General features: G+C 73.2%; 17 protein-coding genes. 8 read left to right on the forward strand and 9 right to left on the reverse strand.

The window, feature by feature from the left end; genetic code table 11:
- Window positions 1-112: 112 nt before the first annotated feature.
- The 8 genes from pstS to ACFV2J_RS34100 form a co-directional block, all read right to left on the reverse strand.
- Complete coding sequence (gene pstS, locus ACFV2J_RS34065; RefSeq protein ID WP_385442283.1) at window positions 113-1,252, reverse strand: phosphate ABC transporter substrate-binding protein PstS; 1,140 nt, start codon at window positions 1,250-1,252, stop codon at window positions 113-115.
- A gap of 483 nt (window positions 1,253-1,735) precedes the next feature.
- Window positions 1,736-2,155, reverse strand: a complete 420-nt coding sequence (locus tag ACFV2J_RS34070; RefSeq protein WP_385088754.1) for an NUDIX hydrolase — start codon at window positions 2,153-2,155, stop codon at window positions 1,736-1,738.
- 10 nt (window positions 2,156-2,165) lie between these two features.
- Complete coding sequence (locus ACFV2J_RS34075; RefSeq protein WP_385088756.1) at window positions 2,166-3,260, reverse strand: CHAD domain-containing protein; 1,095 nt, start codon at window positions 3,258-3,260, stop codon at window positions 2,166-2,168.
- Entirely contained in the window at window positions 3,241-5,472 is a 2,232-nt protein-coding gene (locus tag ACFV2J_RS34080) for an RNA degradosome polyphosphate kinase (RefSeq protein ID WP_351717197.1), read from the reverse strand. The genes ACFV2J_RS34075 and ACFV2J_RS34080 overlap by 20 nt, the downstream gene beginning before the upstream one ends.
- Window positions 5,473-5,858: 386 nt before the next feature.
- Window positions 5,859-6,794 (reverse strand): hypothetical protein, encoded by a 936-nt coding sequence (locus ACFV2J_RS34085; protein ID WP_385088759.1) that lies wholly within the window; start codon window positions 6,792-6,794, stop codon window positions 5,859-5,861.
- Complete coding sequence (locus ACFV2J_RS34090; RefSeq protein ID WP_385088761.1) at window positions 6,791-7,816, reverse strand: ABC transporter permease; 1,026 nt, start codon at window positions 7,814-7,816, stop codon at window positions 6,791-6,793. Before ACFV2J_RS34090 ends, ACFV2J_RS34085 begins: the two co-directional genes overlap by 4 nt.
- A complete protein-coding gene (locus tag ACFV2J_RS34095) occupies window positions 7,813-8,706 on the reverse strand; it encodes an ABC transporter ATP-binding protein (protein WP_385088763.1) in 894 nt (297 codons plus the stop codon). The genes ACFV2J_RS34090 and ACFV2J_RS34095 overlap by 4 nt, the downstream gene beginning before the upstream one ends.
- Window positions 8,703-9,107, reverse strand: coding sequence for a GntR family transcriptional regulator (locus tag ACFV2J_RS34100; RefSeq protein ID WP_385088765.1), 405 nt, complete (start codon window positions 9,105-9,107; stop codon window positions 8,703-8,705). The genes ACFV2J_RS34095 and ACFV2J_RS34100 overlap by 4 nt, the downstream gene beginning before the upstream one ends.
- Window positions 9,108-9,230: 123 nt before the next feature.
- Here ACFV2J_RS34100 and ACFV2J_RS34105 point away from each other — a divergent pair, with 123 nt between their 5' ends.
- The 6 genes from ACFV2J_RS34105 (at window position 9,231) to ACFV2J_RS34130 (ending at window position 14,198) form a co-directional block, all read left to right on the forward strand.
- Complete coding sequence (locus ACFV2J_RS34105) at window positions 9,231-9,773, forward strand: RNA polymerase sigma factor (protein ID WP_385088766.1); 543 nt, start codon at window positions 9,231-9,233, stop codon at window positions 9,771-9,773.
- Window positions 9,770-10,663: a zf-HC2 domain-containing protein gene (locus tag ACFV2J_RS34110; RefSeq protein ID WP_385088768.1), complete on the forward strand. Its 894-nt coding sequence runs from the start codon at window positions 9,770-9,772 to the stop codon at window positions 10,661-10,663. The genes ACFV2J_RS34105 and ACFV2J_RS34110 overlap by 4 nt, the downstream gene beginning before the upstream one ends.
- Window positions 10,660-10,914, forward strand: coding sequence for a hypothetical protein (locus tag ACFV2J_RS34115; protein ID WP_385088769.1), 255 nt, complete (start codon window positions 10,660-10,662; stop codon window positions 10,912-10,914). Before ACFV2J_RS34110 ends, ACFV2J_RS34115 begins: the two co-directional genes overlap by 4 nt.
- A 121-nt stretch (window positions 10,915-11,035) precedes the next feature.
- Window positions 11,036-11,899, forward strand: coding sequence for an ABC transporter ATP-binding protein (locus ACFV2J_RS34120; RefSeq protein ID WP_385088771.1), 864 nt, complete (start codon window positions 11,036-11,038; stop codon window positions 11,897-11,899).
- On the forward strand, window positions 11,896-13,440 hold the full coding sequence (locus ACFV2J_RS34125) for an ABC transporter permease (protein WP_385088773.1): 1,545 nt from the start codon (window positions 11,896-11,898) through the stop codon (window positions 13,438-13,440). Before ACFV2J_RS34120 ends, ACFV2J_RS34125 begins: the two co-directional genes overlap by 4 nt.
- Window positions 13,437-14,198, forward strand: a complete 762-nt coding sequence (locus ACFV2J_RS34130) for an ABC transporter (protein WP_385442292.1) — start codon at window positions 13,437-13,439, stop codon at window positions 14,196-14,198. Before ACFV2J_RS34125 ends, ACFV2J_RS34130 begins: the two co-directional genes overlap by 4 nt.
- 248 nt (window positions 14,199-14,446) lie before the next feature.
- On the opposite strand, the gene mshD is transcribed toward ACFV2J_RS34130, so the two are convergent.
- The gene (mshD, locus tag ACFV2J_RS34135; RefSeq protein ID WP_385096128.1) at window positions 14,447-15,373 is read right to left on the reverse strand and encodes a mycothiol synthase; all 927 of its coding nucleotides are present in this window, start codon (window positions 15,371-15,373) and stop codon (window positions 14,447-14,449) included.
- 291 nt (window positions 15,374-15,664) lie between these two features.
- Between mshD and ACFV2J_RS34140 the strand changes: the two genes are divergently transcribed.
- Together ACFV2J_RS34140 and ACFV2J_RS34145 are read left to right on the forward strand one after the other, a co-directional pair.
- Complete coding sequence (locus ACFV2J_RS34140) at window positions 15,665-17,464, forward strand: bifunctional metallophosphatase/5'-nucleotidase (protein WP_385096131.1); 1,800 nt, start codon at window positions 15,665-15,667, stop codon at window positions 17,462-17,464.
- Window positions 17,465-17,565: 101 nt separating this feature from the next.
- On the forward strand, window positions 17,566-18,858 hold the full coding sequence (locus tag ACFV2J_RS34145) for a DUF2993 domain-containing protein (RefSeq protein ID WP_385096134.1): 1,293 nt from the start codon (window positions 17,566-17,568) through the stop codon (window positions 18,856-18,858).
- Window positions 18,859-19,271 lie beyond the last annotated feature (413 nt).

The following is a 19,271-nucleotide window of genomic DNA, read 5'->3' on the forward strand; positions in this document are numbered from 1 at the left end:
ATTTGTTGCCCTCGATCTTGTTGTGTGGGGCGAACGTGTGGGGGGGGGGGCGCGGGGGGGGGGTCCGGGGGGGGGGGGGCCCACGGGGGGGGCGGGGCCCCCCACGCTCAGGTCAGCTCAGGTTCGCGACGGCGGCGCGGACCTTGGTGATGATCTCGGCGGGGATGGGCGCGTACTTGGCGTCGGTCAGAAGCTTCTGACCGTCCTCGCTCGCGATGTAGTTGAGGAAGGCCTTCGTGGCGGGCAGGGTGTCCGCCTTGTTGCCCTTCTCGCAGACGATCTCGTAGGTGACCAGGGTGAGCGGGTAGGCGCCCTCCTCGGTCGGCTTGTAGTTCAGGCCGAGCGACAGGTCGTTGCCGGTGCCCTTGACCTGGGCGCTGGCGATCGCCTTGGTGGCGTTCTCGACGCTGGCCTTGACCGGGGTGGCGGCGTCCGTCTTGAGGTCGACGGTGCTGATGCCGTCAGCGGCGTAGGAGAGCTCGAAGTAGGAGATCGCGCCGGCGGTCTGCTTGACCTGCTGGGCGAGACCGGAGGAGCCCTGCGCGGACTGGCCGCCCTTGGCCTGCCACGCCTTGCCGCCGGAGTAGTTCCAGTCGGACGGGGAGACGGCCTTCAGGTACTTGGTGAAGTTGTCCGTGGTGCCGGACTCGTCCGAGCGGTGGAACGCCTGGATCTTGGTGCTGGGCAGCTTCGCGGTCGGGTTGAGCTTCGCGATCGCGTCGTCGTTCCACTTCGTGATCTTGCCGTCGAAGATCTTGGCGATGGTGGAGGCGTCGAGGACGAGGCCGTCCACGCCCGGCAGGTTGTAGCCGATCGCGATCGGGCCGCCGACCATCGGGAGGTCGATCGCCGGGTTGCCGCCACAGGCCTTCGCGGCCGCGCCGACCTCTTCGGGCTTCAGCGGGGAGTCCGAACCGGCGAACGCGGTCTGGCCCTGCGTGAACGCCGTGACACCGGCACCCGAACCCGTCGGGTTGTAGTTGATCTGGACGCCGGAGCAGGCCTGGGTGAACTGCTTCACCCAGGCGTCTATGGCGTTCTTCTGCGCGGAGGAGCCGGAGGCCTGCAGCTGACCCTTGGCGTCGTCGCACTTGATGGAGCTGGCGCTCGTGGCGGCGGAGGTCGCCTTGTCGCCACCGTTGCTCTTGCCACCGGTGTCGTCCGAGCCGCACGCCGTGAGGGCCAGGGCGCCGGAGACGGCGACGGCACCGAGCGAGAGGGCGCGAAGCCGGTTCTTGCGCTGAAGCTTCACTTTTCGGGAGTTCCTTCCAGGAGCCGCCGTCGAGTGGCGGCGTGCGATGTCGGTGGTAGGCGGAAGCCGTGTCCCAGGACTTGCCTGGGACGCGGTCCGCACCGCGTAAGGCCGAAATTAGGCAGAAGAGGTGAAGGCGCCGATGGCCATAAGTGAACGGAGGGTGAACCCCTGCGGTCGGTGCGGTGAGGTCACGGAACGCTTACGTCGAGGACACAGGGTGGTTTCCGACAACTCGGATCTCCCTGGTAACTCTAGGCAACCAGACGCAATCGTTCAGGTTACGGGGCAAGCGGCCGAACGGAACCTGGTGCGGCAGGGCGCACGCGTACGGCGCACGGACATGTCGCACCGGCGCGTGCGCCCAGGCGGGGTGCGACGGCGTGCGCCGGTCTCCAGGTCCGCTCGACGGTCCGCCCTCGACGGTCGGCTCCCGACGGCCCGTACCGGACGGCCCATCGAGGGGCGTCGGCCGGCACCGAGCTACGCCAGATGCAGTGAGTGGAGCAGCGCGTCGACCAGGTCGCGGTCCCTGGGCTGGGTCAGGCGGTGCCGGGCCGCGGTCGGCGGGAGCCACAGGACGCGGTCGACCTCGCTGTTCGGCCGGAAGGAGCCGTCGGCCGCCTCGGCCGCCCAGTAGCGGACCTCCTTGGCGCGTCCGCCGACGAGGTATCCGAGCGTGGGCAGGGTGGCGCCCGGCATCGCGGAGTACCCCGTCTCCTCCTCGACCTCCCGCAGCGCCCCCGCCAGGGCGTCCTCGGCGCGCTTGAGCTTGCCCTTGGGATGCGACCAGTCGTCGTACTTCGGCCGGTGGACCAGACAGACCTCGAGCTCGCCGTCGACGGGCGAGCGGCGCCACAGGACGCAGCCCGCCGCCCTGATGATGTCGGTGCCGTCGGTCATGGGGCCTCCCTCAGGGGGTGCGTACGGCTTCCTTCTGCCAGCTCTGCTGGAACGCGAAGCGTGCCGCCTCCACCTCGTGCCGCTGGTCGGCGTGGAGCACGCCGAGCGCGTACGCGGTCGCCGGGGCGATGCGCGGGGTGCGGGCCGCCGACGCCGCGGCCGCGGCCGCCTCCGCCGCGTCCCGGTGCCGGTCGAGGGCCTGCCCCGCGCCGAGCAGCCGTACGTCGGCGGGGACGCCCTCCTGGTAGAGGCACTCGCGCGCGTAGCGGTGCAGCCGCAGCAGCAGCCGGACCTGGTGCCAGGGCGCGTCCTGGGGGTGCGGAGCGGCGTCCGCGGAGAGGCCGTGCACCAGGGCCTCCGCGTTGTACGGATGGCCCGCGGTGAGCAGCGGCAGCGCGGCGACCGCGTCGATGAGCCGGTCCTGCGCGGCGGCCGCCAGCGGACGCAGATCCGCGGCGGTGGCCGCCGTGGTGAGCGGTACCTCGCTCGCCAGCACGGCGACGCTGTCCGCGACCGCGTGGAAGCGGGAGGAACCCAGCGCCTGGAGTGCCGCCGAGTGCGCCCGGGTGCGCGCGAGGGTCAGCTGCCGGTCGAGCAGGGCGCCCGCCTTCGCCGCCCCGATGGTCAGGTGGCCCTTGGGCGGCACGTCGGCGCCGCCCGCGGACTGCGTGGGGAAGCCGGTCGGGCCGGTCGGGCCGGAGAGCCGGTTCAGCGCGCCGAGCAGCCGCTCCAGGCGGGCCGCGTAGGCGTGCTCGCGCGCCAGGGTGCCCGACAGCCAGGCGAGTTCGGGGCGCATCCCCTCCGACCAGTCCGTGTCGAGGAGCGGCCGGAAGGTGTGCAGGGTGCCGCTGATGCGGCGGGCCGAGCGGCGCAGGGCGCGGGCCGCGTCGACCGAATCCGCCGAGCCGCCCGCCGCGGCGCCGGTCTCCCGGTGCTGCCGCAGCGAGCGGAGGAACTCCGTGGCCTGGTCCCGCAGATAGTCCGCGAGGACCTCGCCGACGGGCGTGCCGCCCTGCTCACGGGGGTCCCGCCGGTCGGGCGGGGCCGCGAGCCGGGGCGGGGACCCGGCCGTGGGGTCGGTGGGGTCAAGGTGTTGCTGTGCCACGCCGGCGCCTCCGGGCGTCTATGAGCATCTCCTGGACGTTCCGCAGCGGTTGGCCGTCCTGGTCGGTCGCGTGCCGGGTCCATTCGCCGTCCGGGCCCAGGTGCCAGGAAGCGGTGGTGTCCGACATCCCGGTCTCGAACAGCCGGCTGAGGGCTGCCCGGTGGGCCGGGTCGGTGATCCTGACAAGGGCCTCGATCCGCCGGTCGAGGTTGCGGTGCATCATGTCGGCGCTGCCGATCCACACCTCGGGCTCGCCGCCGTTACCGAACGCGAAGACCCGTGAGTGTTCCAGGAAGCGGCCGAGCACGGACCGGACCCGTATGTTTTCGGACAGGCCCGTGACGCCGGGCCGGACCGCGCAGATGCCGCGCACCCACACGTCGACGGGGACTCCGGCCTGGGACGCGCGGTACAGCGCGTCGATGATGGCCTCGTCCACGATCGAGTTGCACTTGATGCGGACGTAGGCGGGGCGTCCGGCGTTGTGGTGCTGGACTTCCTTGTTGATCCGCGCGATCAGGCCGTCGCGCAGCGACTTGGGGGCGACCAGGAGCCGGCGGTAGGTCTCGCGGCGCGAGTAGCCGGAGAGCCGGTTGAAGAGGTCGGAGAGGTCCGCGCCGACCTGCGGGTCGGCGGTGAGCAGTCCGAGGTCCTCGTACAGCCGGGCGGTCTTGGGGTGGTAGTTGCCGGTGCCGACGTGGCTGTAGCGGCGCAGGGTGTCGCCCTCCTGCCGTACCACCAGCGACAGCTTGCAGTGGGTCTTCAGCCCGACGAGCCCGTACACGACGTGGCAGCCGGACTCCTCCAGCTTCCTGGCCCACTTGATGTTGGCCTGTTCGTCGAAGCGTGCCTTGATCTCGACGAGGACGAGGACCTGCTTGCCGGACTCGGCGGCGTCTATCAGCGCGTCGACGATGGGCGAGTCACCCGACGTCCGGTACAGCGTCTGCTTGATCGCCAGGACGTCCGGGTCGCTCGCCGCCTGTTCCAGGAAGGCCTGTACGGAGGTGGAGAACGAGTCGTACGGGTGGTGCAGCAGGACGTCGCGCTCGCGCAGGGCGGCGAAGATGTCGGGCGCGGACGCGGACTCGACCTCGGCGAGGTCGCGGTGGGTGCCCGCGATGAACTTCGGGTACTTCAGCTCGGGCCGGTCGAGGGCGCCGATGCCGAACAGGCCGGTGAGGTCCAGCGGGCCCGGCAGCGGGTACACCTCGGCCTCGGAGATCTTCAGTTCCCGTACCAGCAGGTCGAGGACGTACCGGTCGATGGACTCCTCGACCTCCAGGCGCACCGGCGGCCCGAAGCGGCGCCGCATGAGCTCCTTCTCCAGGGCCTGGAGAAGGTTCTCGGTGTCGTCCTCCTCGACCTCGAGGTCCTCGTTGCGGGTGAGCCGGAAGGTGTGGTGTTCCAGCACCTCCATGCCCGGGAAGAGCTCCTCCAGGTGGGCCGCGATCACGTCCTCGATGGGGACGTAGCGGTCCGGGGAGGCCTCCAGGAAGCGGGAGAGCAGCGGCGGGACCTTGACGCGCGCGAAGTGCCGGTGACCGCTGACCGGGTTCCGTACGACCACGGCCAGGTTCAGGGACAGGCCGGAGATGTACGGGAAGGGGTGCGCGGGGTCGACCGCCAGCGGGGTCAGGACCGGGAAGATCTGGTGCCGGAAGAGCGTGAAGAGGCGGGCCTGCTCCTTCTCGGTGAGCTCGCTCCAGCGGACCAGGTGGATGCCCTCCTCCGCGAGCGCGGGGGCGACGTCCTCCTGGTAGCAGGCCGCGTGCCGGGCCATGAGTTCGCGGGAGCGGGCCCAGATCATCTCCAGGACCTCGCGCGGTTGCAGGCCGGAGGCGGACTTGGTGGCGACGCCGGTCGCGATGCGGCGCTTGAGGCCGGCCACCCGGACCATGAAGAACTCGTCCAGGTTGCTGGCGAAGATCGCCAGGAACTTCGCCCGTTCGAGGAGGGGCGTGCTCGGGTCCTCGGCGAGTTCCAGTACGCGTTCGTTGAACGCCAGCCAGCTGCGTTCCCGGTCCAGGAACCGGCCCTGCGGGAGCTGGACGCCGTCCTGCACCGTGTCCTCGTACGCGTCGAGGTCGGCGTCGAGGTCGGGCTCCAGGTCGGAGACGTTGGCGGCGACGGTGTGCGGCCGGTGAGCGGCGATGGAGCCGACGGACGGCTGCGGGTGCTGGACCTGTGCCTGGGCGCTGGGCTGGTTCATGGACCCATTCTTCCGCGCCGGACGCGAGACCGGCGCGTCGGAGAGGGCGGGCGGCAGCGCGGCGAGGCGGATGATGGCTCCCCGGCTCTCGGCTTCGTCCGACCGGGGGCGCCCCTGGCGGGGCACCGACACGGGTTCGTCCGCCGTCGACGGCTGGGGCTCGTTCTCCGGTGGAGGCGAAGGCTCTGGCACGGCGGGCTTCATTGGCTGAGCGTCGCAAGCTCGTCTGAATCGATGGTTACGGCGACATGACGTGCGGGATATCGGGGAGAGGCCCCCGGACGTCCACCTGTCCGGGGGCCGCGCGCGTCCCCACCCCCGTGAGGGACGTACGGACAGGTCGTACGGGCTGTTTGCGCCCCTTCCCGCCGGGCGGGGCCGCCGAGCTACGCGGTGCGGCGGCGCAGCAGCCGGAAGGCGGTGACGGTGGCCGCGGTGGCGACGGCGAGCACGATGCCGGTCTCCACCAGGTGAAGGGGCCAGAAGTGGGAGACCGGGTGGTACACGGAGTAGTGGCCGGTGATCCCGTGGTCGGCCGCACAGCGTGCGACCCGCGCGGCCGTGCCGACGCACTGCCCGTAGTCGGGGTTCGCGACCCGGTGGCCGTGGACGAGCACCCCGTTCTCCAGCTGCCAGGCCCGGTGGGGGACGCCGGCCGCGGTGGTGCCGGTCCGGGTGACCTTGGGCCACAGGTCGGCGCGGTAGGTCCCCAGGACCTGGTTGATCAGCAGCATCACGGCGAGGGTGACGCCGAGGGCGGGCAGCGCGCGTCCGAGCAGCAGGCCGGCGAGCGCGCCGACGGCGAGCGCGCACAGGCCGTACGCGACCGTCGCGGGGCCCAGGGCGACGAAGGTGCTGAAGCCGCTCCAGCCGTCGTCCAGCCGGTCCGGGTTGTTCGACCAGGCCCAGCGGAACAGCGGTACGAGCACCGCGCCGCCGAGCGTGACGGCCACGGCGGGCACCGCGAGCCGGGCGGTCAGCCAGCGTGCCGGCGACACCGACTGGGTCCAGGCGAGCTGCGCGGTGCCCGACTCCAGTTCGCGGGCGACCAGGGAGGCGCCCGCCCAGGCGGCGACGGCGTAGAAGGCGTAGCACAGCACGACGGCGGCCCAGCGGACGGTGGTGCCGTAGTCGTCGGTGGCGGTGAGGAAGCAGGTGTCGTGGTGTGCGCAGTAGGCGAGCTCCGCACGGGCCTTGTCGGCCTGGATCTCGACCGCCCACACCAGGAGCCCGGCGAGGGCGGCCACGAACGCGCCCCACAGGGCCAGTGCCGGACGGTGCAGGCGCAGGACGGTCCACGGGAGCCCGTTGACGGTGTTCATCGGCGGCCCTCCTTCGGGGCGGTGCCCAGCTGCCGGGTCAGCAGCCGGAAGGCGGTGAGGACGGCGAGCGCGGTGAGGGCCAGGACGATCCCGGTCGCCACCCACTGGAGGGGCCAGTAGTGGGAGTACGGGTGGGAGTCGCTGTAGAAGCGGACGACGTGCAGCTTCGTGTACAGCTCGCGGCACGGGAGGCTGAGGTCGCTGCCGCAGTGCGGGTCGGTGAGGTGGCCCCCGGTGGAGGTGAGGAGGCCTTCGTCGACGGTGAGGCCGAGGCTCTTGGGGCCGTTGTGGTGCAGGTCGGTGACGGTCCGCACCGTCGGCCACAGGTGCGGCAGGGCCAGACCGGTGCCGAGGCCGACGGCGGCCGTGCAGAGCACCGACAGGGCGAGCGCGGCCAGCGAGCGGCGCAGCGCGAGTCCGGTCAGCGCGCCGGCGGCCAGACCGAACAGGGCGAGGGCGACGGTGGTCGGCCCGTTGGCGTGGAAGGTGAGGGCGTCGGTCCAGTCCTTGGCGGTGTCGATCCGCTGCCGGCTCCTGCTCCAGGCCAGCTGGTGCAGCAGGACCAGCGCGCTCGTCCCGGCGGTGACGAGTGCGGCCGGGAGGGCCAGCTTGACGGTGAGCCAGCGGGCCGGGGAGACCGACTGGGTCCAGGAGAGCCGCGCGGTGCCGGTCTCCAGTTCGCGGCCGAACAGCGACGCGCCCGCCCAGGCGGCGACGAGGAACGGCACGCAGGTCACCGCGATGGTGGCGTACTGGGAGAAGGACTTGTAGACGAGGATCGAGTCCTGGTCGTAGGCGCAGGCGGCCTCCCGGCAGTGGTCGTACTGCCGCCACGCGGTGGCCGCCGCGTCCATCGCCGGGCCGTGCAGCCACAGCAGCAGGACGGTGAGGACGGCGAACAGGCCGGCCCCGGCGTACAGGGCCGGGCGGTGCAGCCGCAGTACCGTCCGGACCAGTCCGCGCGAGGCCGACGGGCGGCGGCCGGGGGCCGCCGGGGCGCCGGTGGTGCTGAGCGTGGTCATGCGGCGGGCTCCTGGGCGCGGGCGGGTGTGAGGATCAGTGCGGGTGCGGCGGGGTTGCGCAGGTGGGCGAGGACCAGCTCCTCCAGCGAGGGCACGGTGGCTCCGGCCTCGGCGGGGTACGGGCCCTGCGGGCGGATCAGGGCGGTCTGCTGGCGTCCGGTGGTGCGGGACTCGACCACGGTGTGCGGGGCGAGGTCGCGGACCGGGCCGGTGGTCAGGGTGTGCGCGGCCAGCAGGTCGTCCAGGTCGCCCGCCAGCCGTACCCGGCCGTCGCCTATCAGCAGCAGGTAGTCGCAGGAGCCCTCCAGTTCGGCGACGACGTGCGAGGACATCACGACCGTCGTCCCGTACTCGGCGGCCTCGGCCATCAGGGTGCCCATCAGTTCGTGCCGGGCGAGCGGGTCGAGGTCGGCCATCGGCTCGTCCAGGAGCAGGAGTTCGGGCCGTTTGCCGAGGGCGAGGGCGAGGGCCACCCGGGTGCGCTGGCCGCCGGAGAGCGCGCGGATCCTCTTCTTCGGGTCGAGGCCGCCCACCTCGTACGCGATCCGCCCGGCGACCCGGTCGTCCCAGCGGGCGGGGTTGAGCTCCTGGCCCAGGCGCAGCGTCTGGTCCACGGTGAGCTGCGGGTAGAGCGGCTTGTCCTGGGCGACGTACGCGACGCGTTCGCGGGCGGCGGCCGGGTGGGTGCCGAGCACGGTGACCGTGCCCTCGGTGGGGGCGAGCAGGCCGGCCGCGTGGGACAGCAGGGTCGACTTGCCCGCGCCGTTGGGACCGACGACGGCGCAGACGCGTCCCGCGGGGAGCCGGAAGGAGCACGTGCGCAGTGCCCAGCTCCCGCGTCGCCCGAAGCGCTTGCCGAGCCCGGCCGCCTCGATGGCGGTGTTGCTCATTCCTGGTCTCCCTTGGCGTGTTCCTGAGTGAAGCGGTCGTCGAGAGCGGAGGCGAAGAGCGCCGCCATGTCGTCCCGGCCGAGCCCCGCCTCGTGAGCCCGTGTCACCCAGGCGTCCAGTTCGGCGCGCAGGGGTGAGTCGGCGGGGGTGGTGGTGCCGAGCGAGCGGCGTACGAAGGTGCCGAGACCGCGTCTGGCCTCGACCAGGCCTTCGCGCTCCAGCTCGCGGTAGGCCTTGAGGACGGTGTTCGGATTGATCGCGGTGGCCTCCACGACCTCGCGGGCCGTGGGGAGCTTGTCGCCGGGTTCGAGCAGGCCCAGGCGCAGGGCCTGTTTGGTCTGCTGGACGATCTGGACGTACGTGGCGACACCGCTGCGCCGGTCGATGCGGTACTCCACCACTCGGCAACCACCCTTTCACTAATTGAGTAGTGAAAGGGTGGTGCAAGAGGGTGCCGTGAGTCAAGTGCGAAATCCGTCGGTGAGAACGTGAACCGATCGCCGGGGCTCGTCCGATGAGGTGACGTGAGGGAAACGAGAAGCGACGGGGAGCTGCTGCGGGCCATCGCGGCGGACGGGGACCGTCGCGCCTTCGAGGAGCTGTACCGGCGCTACGCGCCGTGGCTGACCGCGCGCCTGCGCGGCCGGTGCGCGGACGCCGGGGTCGTCGACGACGTCGTACAGGAGACCTTCCTCGCCGTCTGGCGCGGCACCGCGCGCTACCGGGAGGACGGTGACGCGGCCGGCTGGCTCTGGCGCGTCGGCTCCCGGCGGCTGGTCGACACCCTGCGCGGCGACGGCGCACGCGGCCGGATGCGGCAGGCGCTGGCCCGCCTGCGCCACCGGGACGAGGCGTCCGCCGAGGAACGCGTGCTCGCGGGGGTGGAGCACGGAGACCTCGCGGGCGCCCTGGTCCGGCTCTCGCCCGAACTGCGGGCGGTGCTCCAGGCCACGGTGATCGACGGCCTCACCACCAGAGAGGCGGCCGTCCTGCTCGGCATTCCGCCCGGCACGGTCAAGACGCGGGCCCTGCGGGCGCGCAAGCAGCTGCGGGAGGCACTGGCATGAGCGGTATCGACAAGGACACCGGCACGGCCTGGCACCTGCCGGAGGAGGACATCCGGGACTATGCGCGAGGCGGACTCGCCCCGCCCCGGCTCTGGTCCGCGGACACCCACCTCGCCGCGTGCGCGCCATGCCGGGAGACACTCGCCGCGGTGGCCGACCCGGTCGCACTGGACGCCGGCTGGGAGCGGCTCGACGCCGAACTGGACGCGCCCCGGCCGCGCCTGTTCGAGTCACTGCTGCTGCGCATCGGCGTCGCCGACCACACCGCGCGCCTGCTGGCCGCCACACCCGTGCTGCGCCGCTCCTGGCTGGGCGCGGTCGCCGCCGTGCTGGTCATGACCGTGGCGGCGGCCAACTCGGCGCAGTCCGCCGCCGCGCCCAACCTGTTCCTGGCCCTCGCGCCGCTGCTCCCACTCGCCGGGGTCGCGCTGTCGTACGGGCCCGTGCTCGACCCCACGTACGAGATGGCGGTCGTCTCACCGACGCACGGGTTCCGGCTGCTCATGATCCGCACGCTCGCCGTGCTGACCGTCGTCCTCGTCCTCAACGGTCTCGCCACCCTCGCCCTGCCCTCGTACGGGCTGCGCGCGCTGGCCTGGCTGCTGCCCGCGCTGGCCCTCACCGGGACCGGACTCGCGCTGACGCCCCGGCTGGGCCCGGTGCTCGCGCCCGGCCTGGTCGCCACGGCGTGGGTGACGCTGCTCGCGCTGACGGCGTCGGCGGCCGGGCCCCACCACGGGACGCTCGCGCCGTTCACCGCGGCCGGGCAGGGGATCGCCGCGGCGGTGGCCGCGCTGGCCGCCGGACTGCTGTACCTGGCGCGCGACGGGTTCGACGCGTCGTCCCCCCGGAGGCTGTTCCAGGGGTTCATCGGAGGAGGCACGGGATGACGGACCGCACACCACCCGCTCGGGCCACGGCGGACTCACCGGCCGGGCCGGTCGTCACGGTCACCCGGAGAGAGCGGCGGCTGCGCCTCCTGAAGGCCCTACTGCTGACGGCCCTCTCGCTCGCGGCGTTCGCGGCCGAGCTGCTCCTCCTGGCCCTCCGCTCCCCGGGCCGCCGACGGTCCTCCGGAGGGGACATCGGCTGGGACGCCGGCGGGTGCGGCGGCGGGAACGACGGCGGGTGCGGCGGGTGAGGCCCCCCGCGGCCACCTTCCCCGCCCACCCCCTCTCCGCGCTCTCCCCCCTCTCCGTCCTCCCCGTCTCTCCCCTCACCTCTTCCTGTCCCTTCTTCGACCACTCCCGCAGGAGCGCCGTATGACCCCCACCGTCTCCGCCTCCGGGCTGAGCCTCAGCTACGGCAGGACCCCTGCCCTCGATGACGTGTCGCTGCGGCTCCAGGAAGGCGTCACCGGGCTCATCGGTCCCAACGGGGCCGGAAAGACCACCCTGTTGCGGGTCCTCGCCACCGCCGTGCCCGCCGACCGGGGCGCCTTCACGGTGCTCGGACACGACCCGGCCACGACCGCGGGGCGCCAGAACGTCCGGCGCGCGCTCGGCTATCTGCCGCAGGCCCCCGGATTCCACCCGGACTTCACGGCCTTCGAGTTCGTCGACTACGTGGCGATCCTGAAGGAGCAGACGGACCGCACGGCCCGCCACCGCGAGGTGCGCCGGGTCCTGGAGTCCGTCGACCTGTCCGACGTGCGCGGCAAGCGGATCAAGAAGCTGTCCGGCGGTATGCGCCAACGGGTCGCGCTGGCCGCGGCCCTCGTCGGCGACCCCGGCTTCCTCGTCCTCGACGAGCCCACCGTGGGCCTCGACCCCGAACAGCGCATGCGCTTCCGGGAACTGATCGCCCGGGCGGGGGAGGAACGCACCGTTCTCCTCTCCACCCACCAGACCGAGGACGTCGCGATGCTCTGCCGGCGCGTCATCGTGATGGCCCGCGGACGCGTCCTCTTCGAGGGCACCCCCGCCGAACTCGCCTCACGCGCCGCGGGCCATGTGTGGAGCAGCTCCGAGCGCGATCCGGCCGCACACGCCGGATGGCGTACCGGCACGGGCTCCTTCCGCAACGTCGGCGACCCGCCCGCGGGCGCCCAGCTCCTCGAACCGACCCTGGAGGACGGGTACTTGCTCACCCTCGACGGCGTGGCCGCGGAGGTGACGGCGGGATGAGCACCGTACTGGAGACCCCCGCCAAGGCCGTCGAGCCGGCCCGGGAGCCGCACCCCTGGGCGGCCGTGGCCGCCCTCGCCCGCTTCGAGGCACGCGAGCTGCGCCTCTACGTGTCCTTCCTCGGTGTCGCGCTGCTGTACGTCGCCTGGATCGTGTGGCAGTGCGTGAGCCGGACGGGCGACTACCCCGTGCTGCAGGACGTCGACCGGGCCACCCAGAGCATGCCGATACTCGTCGGCCTCTCGGTGATGCTGTGCGTCAACCGCGCCGTCCGGCGCTCCCACCGCGACGACACGGACCGCCATTTCGCGGTGCTGGTCGTCGAGCCGTGGCGGCGTACCGTCGCCCACGTCCTGTCCGTCGTCCCCGCGGCCCTGTTCGTCGCGGTCTGCGTCACCGCCCAGTTCACCTGGGAGGCGCTGAAGCCCGGTGCCGTCGGGCACGGCTCACCGGCCGAACTGGCCGTCGGCCCGCTGACGGTCCTGCTGTTCGGCGCGCTCGGTGTCCTCCTCGGCCGCCTGGTCCCGTCCGCCGTCGCCGCGCCGGTCCTCCTCGTCTTCCTGCTCTTCACCCAGGCCCTCGGCGGGAGCACCTCCCGCGGGACCGGCTGGACGGACTGGCTGTCCCCGGTCGTCACCGAGACCGGCGCCAGGCCGTTCCCCTCCGACCTGCTGGGCCGCCCCGCCGCCTGGCACGCGCTGTACCTCCTCGGGCTCGCCCTGTTCGTGGCCGTTCTCGCCGTGCTGGCCGGCGGCGGGCGCACGAGGACCGTCCAGGTGGTCCTCGCGGGGGCGCTCGCCCTGACGCTGGTGGGGGCGGTCGCGCAGTCCGGCGGCACCCCGGCCGCGACGGTCGCGGCCCGCGAACGGGCCTCGCTCACCCCCGAGAAGGTCCAGACGTGCCTGGAGCACGGCACCTCGATGTACTGCGCCTTCCCTGAATGGAAGGGACGCACGGCCGACTGGGCCGCGGTCGTCGACCGGGTCCGGGGTCTCGCGGGCGGCGCCGCCTGGGGAAAGCGGCTGACCGTGCGCCAGCGCGTCGACGCCCGCTCCGGGCTGGCGGACAACCCCGCCCTCGAACCGTCCACCGTGCCCGGCCAGGTGACCGTGGGCACCGCGTGGGGCGGCAACCGGGTCACGGAGTTCGCGGTCGCCGCCGCGTCCGTCCTGGTCGCGGGGGACGAGAAGGCGGGCAGCGCGGTGTGCGACGCCCGCATGGTGACCATCATGTGGCTGGCGCTGGGCGCGGAGTCCGACCCGATGACCCTCTTCCGGAACGTCCGCCTCGACGACAGCGTCACGGGCTCCGCCATCGTCCTGGCCCCCACGGAACCGCTCGCCATGACCAGCGAACAGACGCGGATCGTCCGGGAGTTGCTGAAGATGCCGCGCTACGGCGTCACCGCCAAGGTCAAGGCGCACTGGTCGCAGCTGATCTCCCCGAAGACCTCGACGGCCCGCGTGGCGGAGCTGCTGGGGGTGCCGGCCGGGACGGGTGCGGCGGACCCGGACCAGGACGGCACGTCGTGCGAGGGATGACCGGGCCGGACCCGGACACGGACACGGACACGGGAACGGACCCGAAGACGGGCGCGGACCCGAAGGCGGGCGGGGGCGTACGGACAGTGAGCGCACGATCGGGGGAGTACGTCGTGATCCGCGCCCTGCTGCGGCCCGTCTGGCGCACCCTGCCCCGCGGGCCCCTCGCGGCCTGCGGCGGTCTCGGGCTCCTGCTGGCCGGGATCCCGCGGCTGCTGCCCGGCCGGCCGGACCCGTGGCTGTGCCTCAACCTGCTGCGGGGAGCCGCGCTCGTCCTCGCCGTGGGCCTGGCGTTCCTGCTGGACGACCCGGCACGGCACACCACCGCGCCGGTACCGGCCCGCAGGCCGCTGCGCAGCGGCCTGCGGATGGCGCTGGTGGCCCCGGCCGCCGCGCTCTGGTGGGCGGTCGCGCTGCTCCTCGTACCCGAGCCGGCGCGGCCCCCGGCCGGCGCCCTCACGCTGGAGGCGGCGGCGATCGCCGCGACCGCCCTGGCCGCCGCGTCCGCCGCCGTGCGGTTCACGGACCGGGCCGAGCCCGGTCCGGGCGTCGCGACCGGACTGCTGGTCACCGCCATGACGGTGCCGACCCTGCTGCTGCCCGAACGGTGGTCGCTGGTCGTGTCCGTGAACGACCCGCACTGGGACGCCGCCCACGAGCGGTGGGCGGTGGTCCTGGCCGTGGCCGCACTGATCTGCGCGGTGTGCTGCACGGAACCCGTACGGACGTGGCGGCGGACGGTACCCGCCCGCCGCTGACGGCCCCGGCCCCGGCCGCCCCGCGGCGGCGGGGGCCCGCCCGGGTACGTCACCGCCGCTCGGGTGCGCCGGGTCCGCCCCGGCCGCGGTGGCCCTGGCACCTGATGCGTGGCGCCGCCCGGGTCGGGTCGGGGCCGGACCCCGCGGAGGGCACCGGACCGTTCCCCGATACGGCCGCCGGGTGCGCAGGACCCCGTCCGGGGCAGGGTCGGCCCCCGCCCCGGACGCGCGGGTGCCGCCGAGCTCCGTCAGGACTCGCTGCGGTACATCAGGTCCGTCTCGTGGGTGACGAAACCGAGCCGCTCGTACACGGCCACGGCCGCGCTGTTGTCCGCGTCGACGTAGAGCATGGCGGTCGGCAGAGCCTGCGCCGCGAGATGGCGGAGCCCGATCGTGGTGAGGGCCTTGCCCAGGCCGCCACCCTGGGCGCCGGGGCTGACCCCGAGGACGTAGACCTCGCCGAGGCCCTCCGTGGCGTGGACCTTCGTCCAGTGGAAGCCGACGAGTTCGTCGCCGCGCAGGGCCAGGAAGAACCCGGCCGGGTCGAACCACGGCTCGGCCATGCGGTCGTCCAGGTCGCGCTGGGTGAGGGCGCCCTGCTCGGGATGGTGGGCGAAGGCCTCGGCGTTCAGCGCGAGCCAGGCGGCGTCGTCCCGGCCCGGTACGAAGGCCCGCACGCGCACCCCGTCCGGGAGCTTCGGCTCCGGCAGATCGAGGTCGGTCAACGGCCGTCGCAGCTGGCGCAGTTCGCGGAAGAGGGTGAGTCCGAGGACCTGGGCGAGATGCCGGGCCGCCGAGTGCCCGCCGTGCGCCCACACCCGCAGCCGCTTGCCGGACTCGGCGAGCAGCGCCGAACCCAGCGCCCGTCCGTGCCCGTGCCCGCGGTGCGCCGGGTGCACGACCAGCTCGGCGGCCGGGGCCTCCACCGGGTCGGTGTCCTCCAACTGGGCGTATCCGACCAGCACGTCGCCGAGGGTCAGCAGCAGGTGCCGTACGCCCTCGCGCGCGCCGCCCTTCAGCTGGAGCCGACCCTGCTCGGAGACCGCCTGCTGCCCGTCGGCCAGGGCGGCCTCCGAGAGGAGCCGGAGCACGTCCTCGGCCTGCGCCGGGGAGAGCGCGGCGCGGGTCTCGATGGAGCGGGAGAGCGCGGGGGGTGCGGTGTCGTCGCTGGTCATGGATACGAGGGTACGGCGCGGTCATTTCCGGACAAGGAGTTGGGCGGGGTGGATGTGGAGCGTGGCGGGACGGACGGCCACGCCGGGCGGCGCGCGGCCCCGCGGCGGCTCCCGGTGCCACCCCTCGCGGGCCCCGTGCGTGCGTCCGCCGGTGAGGCGATGGCAACCAGTCCGTAACCCCGAACCCCCTGGTGTGCTACGCGCGTTGATTCTAAAGTGCGTGCAAAGCCACAGCCGTCGCACAGTGATCGTGGCACTCGTAGCTCTCACCGTTTCTCCAGGGGGGACCCCATGCCGCCGACGTTCCGGAACAGACATTCCCATCGCCTCCTCGCGGGCGCCGCGGGCCTGGCCACCGTCGCCGCCCTGGCCGCCGCGATGCCGGCGAGCGCGGGGCAGGACAGGACGACCGCCCGGCACCACCACGGCAGCAGCCGCTACCAGGACGTACAACTGCTGTCCTTCAACGACCTGCACGGCAACCTGGAGCCGCCGTCCGGTTCCTCCGGCCGGGTCACGGAGCTCCAGGCGGACGGGACGACGAAGTCGATCGACGCGGGCGGAGTCGAGTACCTCGCCACGCATCTGCGCGACGCCCGCAAGGGAAACAAGTACTCGATCACGGCCGCCGCCGGTGACATGGTCGGCGCCTCGCCGCTGCTCTCCGGTCTCTTCCACGACGAGCCGACGATCGACGCGCTGAACAAGCTCGACCTGGACGTGACGAGCGTCGGCAACCACGAGTTCGACGAGGGCGCCAAGGAACTGGCCCGCCTGCAGAACGGCGGCTGCCACCCCAAGGACGGCTGCTACGACAAGAAGGCGAAGTTCAAGGGCGCCGACTTCCCCTACCTCGCCGCGAACGTCACCGGCGAGAAGACCGGCAAGCCGATCCTCAAGCCCTACTGGGTGTGGAAGAAGAACGGCGTCAAGGTCGGCTTCATCGGTGTGACCCTCGAAGGCACCCCGAACATCGTGTCGGCGGAGGGCGTCAAGGGCCTGAAGTTCGGTGACGAGGTCGAGACGATCAACAAGTACGCCAGGGTGCTCCAGCGCCAGGGCGTGAAGTCGATCGTCGCGCTGATCCACGAGGGCGGCGCGCCCGCCTCCACGGCGTACAACTACGACTGCGACAGCCCCGGCGCGGGCGACGGCATCTCCGGCCCGATCGTCGACATCGCGAAGAACGTCACGCCGGCCGTCGACGCGCTGGTCACCGGCCACACCCACCAGGCGTACGCGTGCACGATCCCGGACCCGGCGGGCAACCCCCGGATGGTGACGTCGGCCTCCTCCTTCGGCCGTCTCTACACGGACACCACGCTGACGTACGACCGCTGGACGGGCGACATCGCGCGTACGGCGGTGAAGTCCGCGAACCACGTGGTCACCCGTGACGTGGCGAAGGCCGCCGACCTGACGGGCCTGATCGCGAAGTGGAACACCCTCGCCGCCCCCATCGCCTCGCGCCCCATCGGCTACATCGCGGGCGAGATCGGCAACGCCGGCACCGAGTCCCCGCTCGGTGACATGATCGCCGACGCGCAGCTCGCGTACGCCAGGTCGGTCGACCCGGAGGCCGACGTCGCGCTGATGAACCCGGGCGGCATCCGCGCCGGGCTCACCTACACCGCGAGCGGCGGCGAGGGCGACGGCGTGGTGACGTACGGGGAGGCGTACACGGTGCAGCCGTTCGCCAACACCGTCAACCTGGTGAACCTCACCGGCGCCCAGCTGATCACCGCACTCCAGCAGCAGGTCAGCGGGGCGAACGAGGCCGCGCCGAAGATCCTTCAGATCTCCAAGGGCCTGACCTACACGCTGGACCTCACCAAGACGGGCGCCGCCCGCGTGGTGGCCGGCTCGGTCAAGCTCGACGGCACGGCGATCGACCCGGCGGCCGGCTACCGCGTCGCGATGAACTCCTTCCTCGCGGGCGGCGGCGACGGCTTCGCCGAACTCGGCAAGGGCACGAACGTCCTGGTCGGCGGCGACGACCTGGCCGCCTTCGAGACCTACCTGACGGCCAACTCCTCCGCCACGGCGCCGTATCCGGTGCCCTCGGCGGACCGTGTCACGGTCGTCCGGTAGCCGCCGGGGCCGGACACCGGCACCGGCGAAGATCGTGAAGTAGATCGCATCCGGACGGTTGCGGTTGCGGTCGGGGGCGGTACGCATGGTCGGATGAGACGATGCGTACCCCCCACCGCATGACAGCGCATCCCTTTCCGGACGACCACCGGCCGAACCCGCACGACCACCGGTACGACCACCCGCACGACCCGCCGGACCACCGTCCGAACCCGTACGACGAACTGGGCGCCCTGGCCGACGCGGGCCCGCTGGAGGACTTCCTCCACGAGGACGAGCCGGGGAACGGGCCCGACGGCCCGCCGTACGACGAGCCGGACGAGGCGTGGTCCCCGCCCAACCACCGCCGCGGCAGCCGGCGCCGCCGCAGGCACCTCGCGGGACTGCCGTTCGCGATGAAGGCGTCCGTCCTCGTCGTGGCCCTCGCCGCGTTCCTCACGCTCGCCGACCGCTGGGCGGTGCTGTACGCCGAGCACAAGGCCGCGCGGACGCTCGAGGACCAGCTGCACCTGACCGCCGCGCCCGAGGTCGAGATCGGGGGCTTCCCCTTCCTCACCCAACTCGCCGACGACCGGCTGGACTCGGTGCGGGTGACCGTGCCGGACGTGGCCGCCGACCGGGTCTCCCTGGCGAAGGTGTCGGCGACCGCGACACGGGTACGGCTCGACAGCGACGGACCGACCGCCGTGCACGGTGCCCGCATCCCCGAGCTGCACGGCGAGGTACTGCTCTCCTTCGACGACCTGAACCGCGAACTCGGCTCCTCCCAGGTGACGTTCACCGGACACGGCCACGACCGGGTGCGTGCGCGCGGCACCCTGCCGGTCGCCGGACACGACCTGAGGCTCCGGGCCGACGCGCGCATCCGGCGCGACGGGACGCGCGGCATCTCCACCCACATCGGCGGAATGCGCCTGGACATCGGTGACTTGGCGACGTACCGCCCCGGTGCCCGCGCCTCCGAGGGCCTCCACCTCACCCCGCGCTCGGCGGCCCGCCTCGCCGGCCAGACCGCCAGGGCGAGGGCGCTGCTGTCCGTCCCGTCGGTCGTCCACCGGCTCGGGGTGCCGGACGCGGCGGTGCGCGCGGCGCTGCGCGACGACACCGAGCTCGCGTCCCTGACGGGGTCGCGGACCTTCGTCCGGCAGGCGATGCGCCTGAACCTCCTCGACGTGGCGGCGGCCCACCCCGAGCTCCTGCGACGGCTGGGACTGGACCCGGCGCTGCTCGACGGCCTCTCCCGCCTGACCCGCCCCGTCCTCGTCGACCAGCTCTCGCTCGGCTTCCGGCTGCCGCATCCGGCGGACGGACGGATCCGGCTGCGGGACGTACGGGTGGAGCGGGACGGGATACGGGTCGAGGTGACGGGGACGGGGCTGTCGGTCGGGCGTTGACGAGACCCCGCTGCATTCAGCCGTCCCGGCCATCGCGCCGGTAGGTCTCGGGTGCGGGGCGTCATGGGTGCGGGGCGTCATGGGTGGAGCGCCCGAGGCGTCTCGCGACGGGCCCGCCTGCCTCGCGAAGCCCGACCCGCCCTGGCGCCCCGGCAGGCGACGCACGCCCCGGCACGGCGGCCCCACCGTCCCGGCCCCGGCGCGGTGGCCCTCGCCCCGCTCCCCGGCCGGGCAGGTAACGATGCCGCATCGTGCGCGGCCCCGGGAGGAACGGATCGAACGCGGCCCGGGGGCCGGGCGTCACAGGTGCGGGGGGGGGGGCCGCCCCCCCCCCCCCGCACCCCGCCCCCACGCCCCCACACGGGGGAGCCACTCGGGACCTGATAAAAAACCCACCACCCCCCCCCCCCCCG

This window comes from Streptomyces sp. NPDC059668, assembly GCF_042734135.1.
GTDB lineage: Bacteria > Actinomycetota > Actinomycetes > Streptomycetales > Streptomycetaceae > Streptomyces.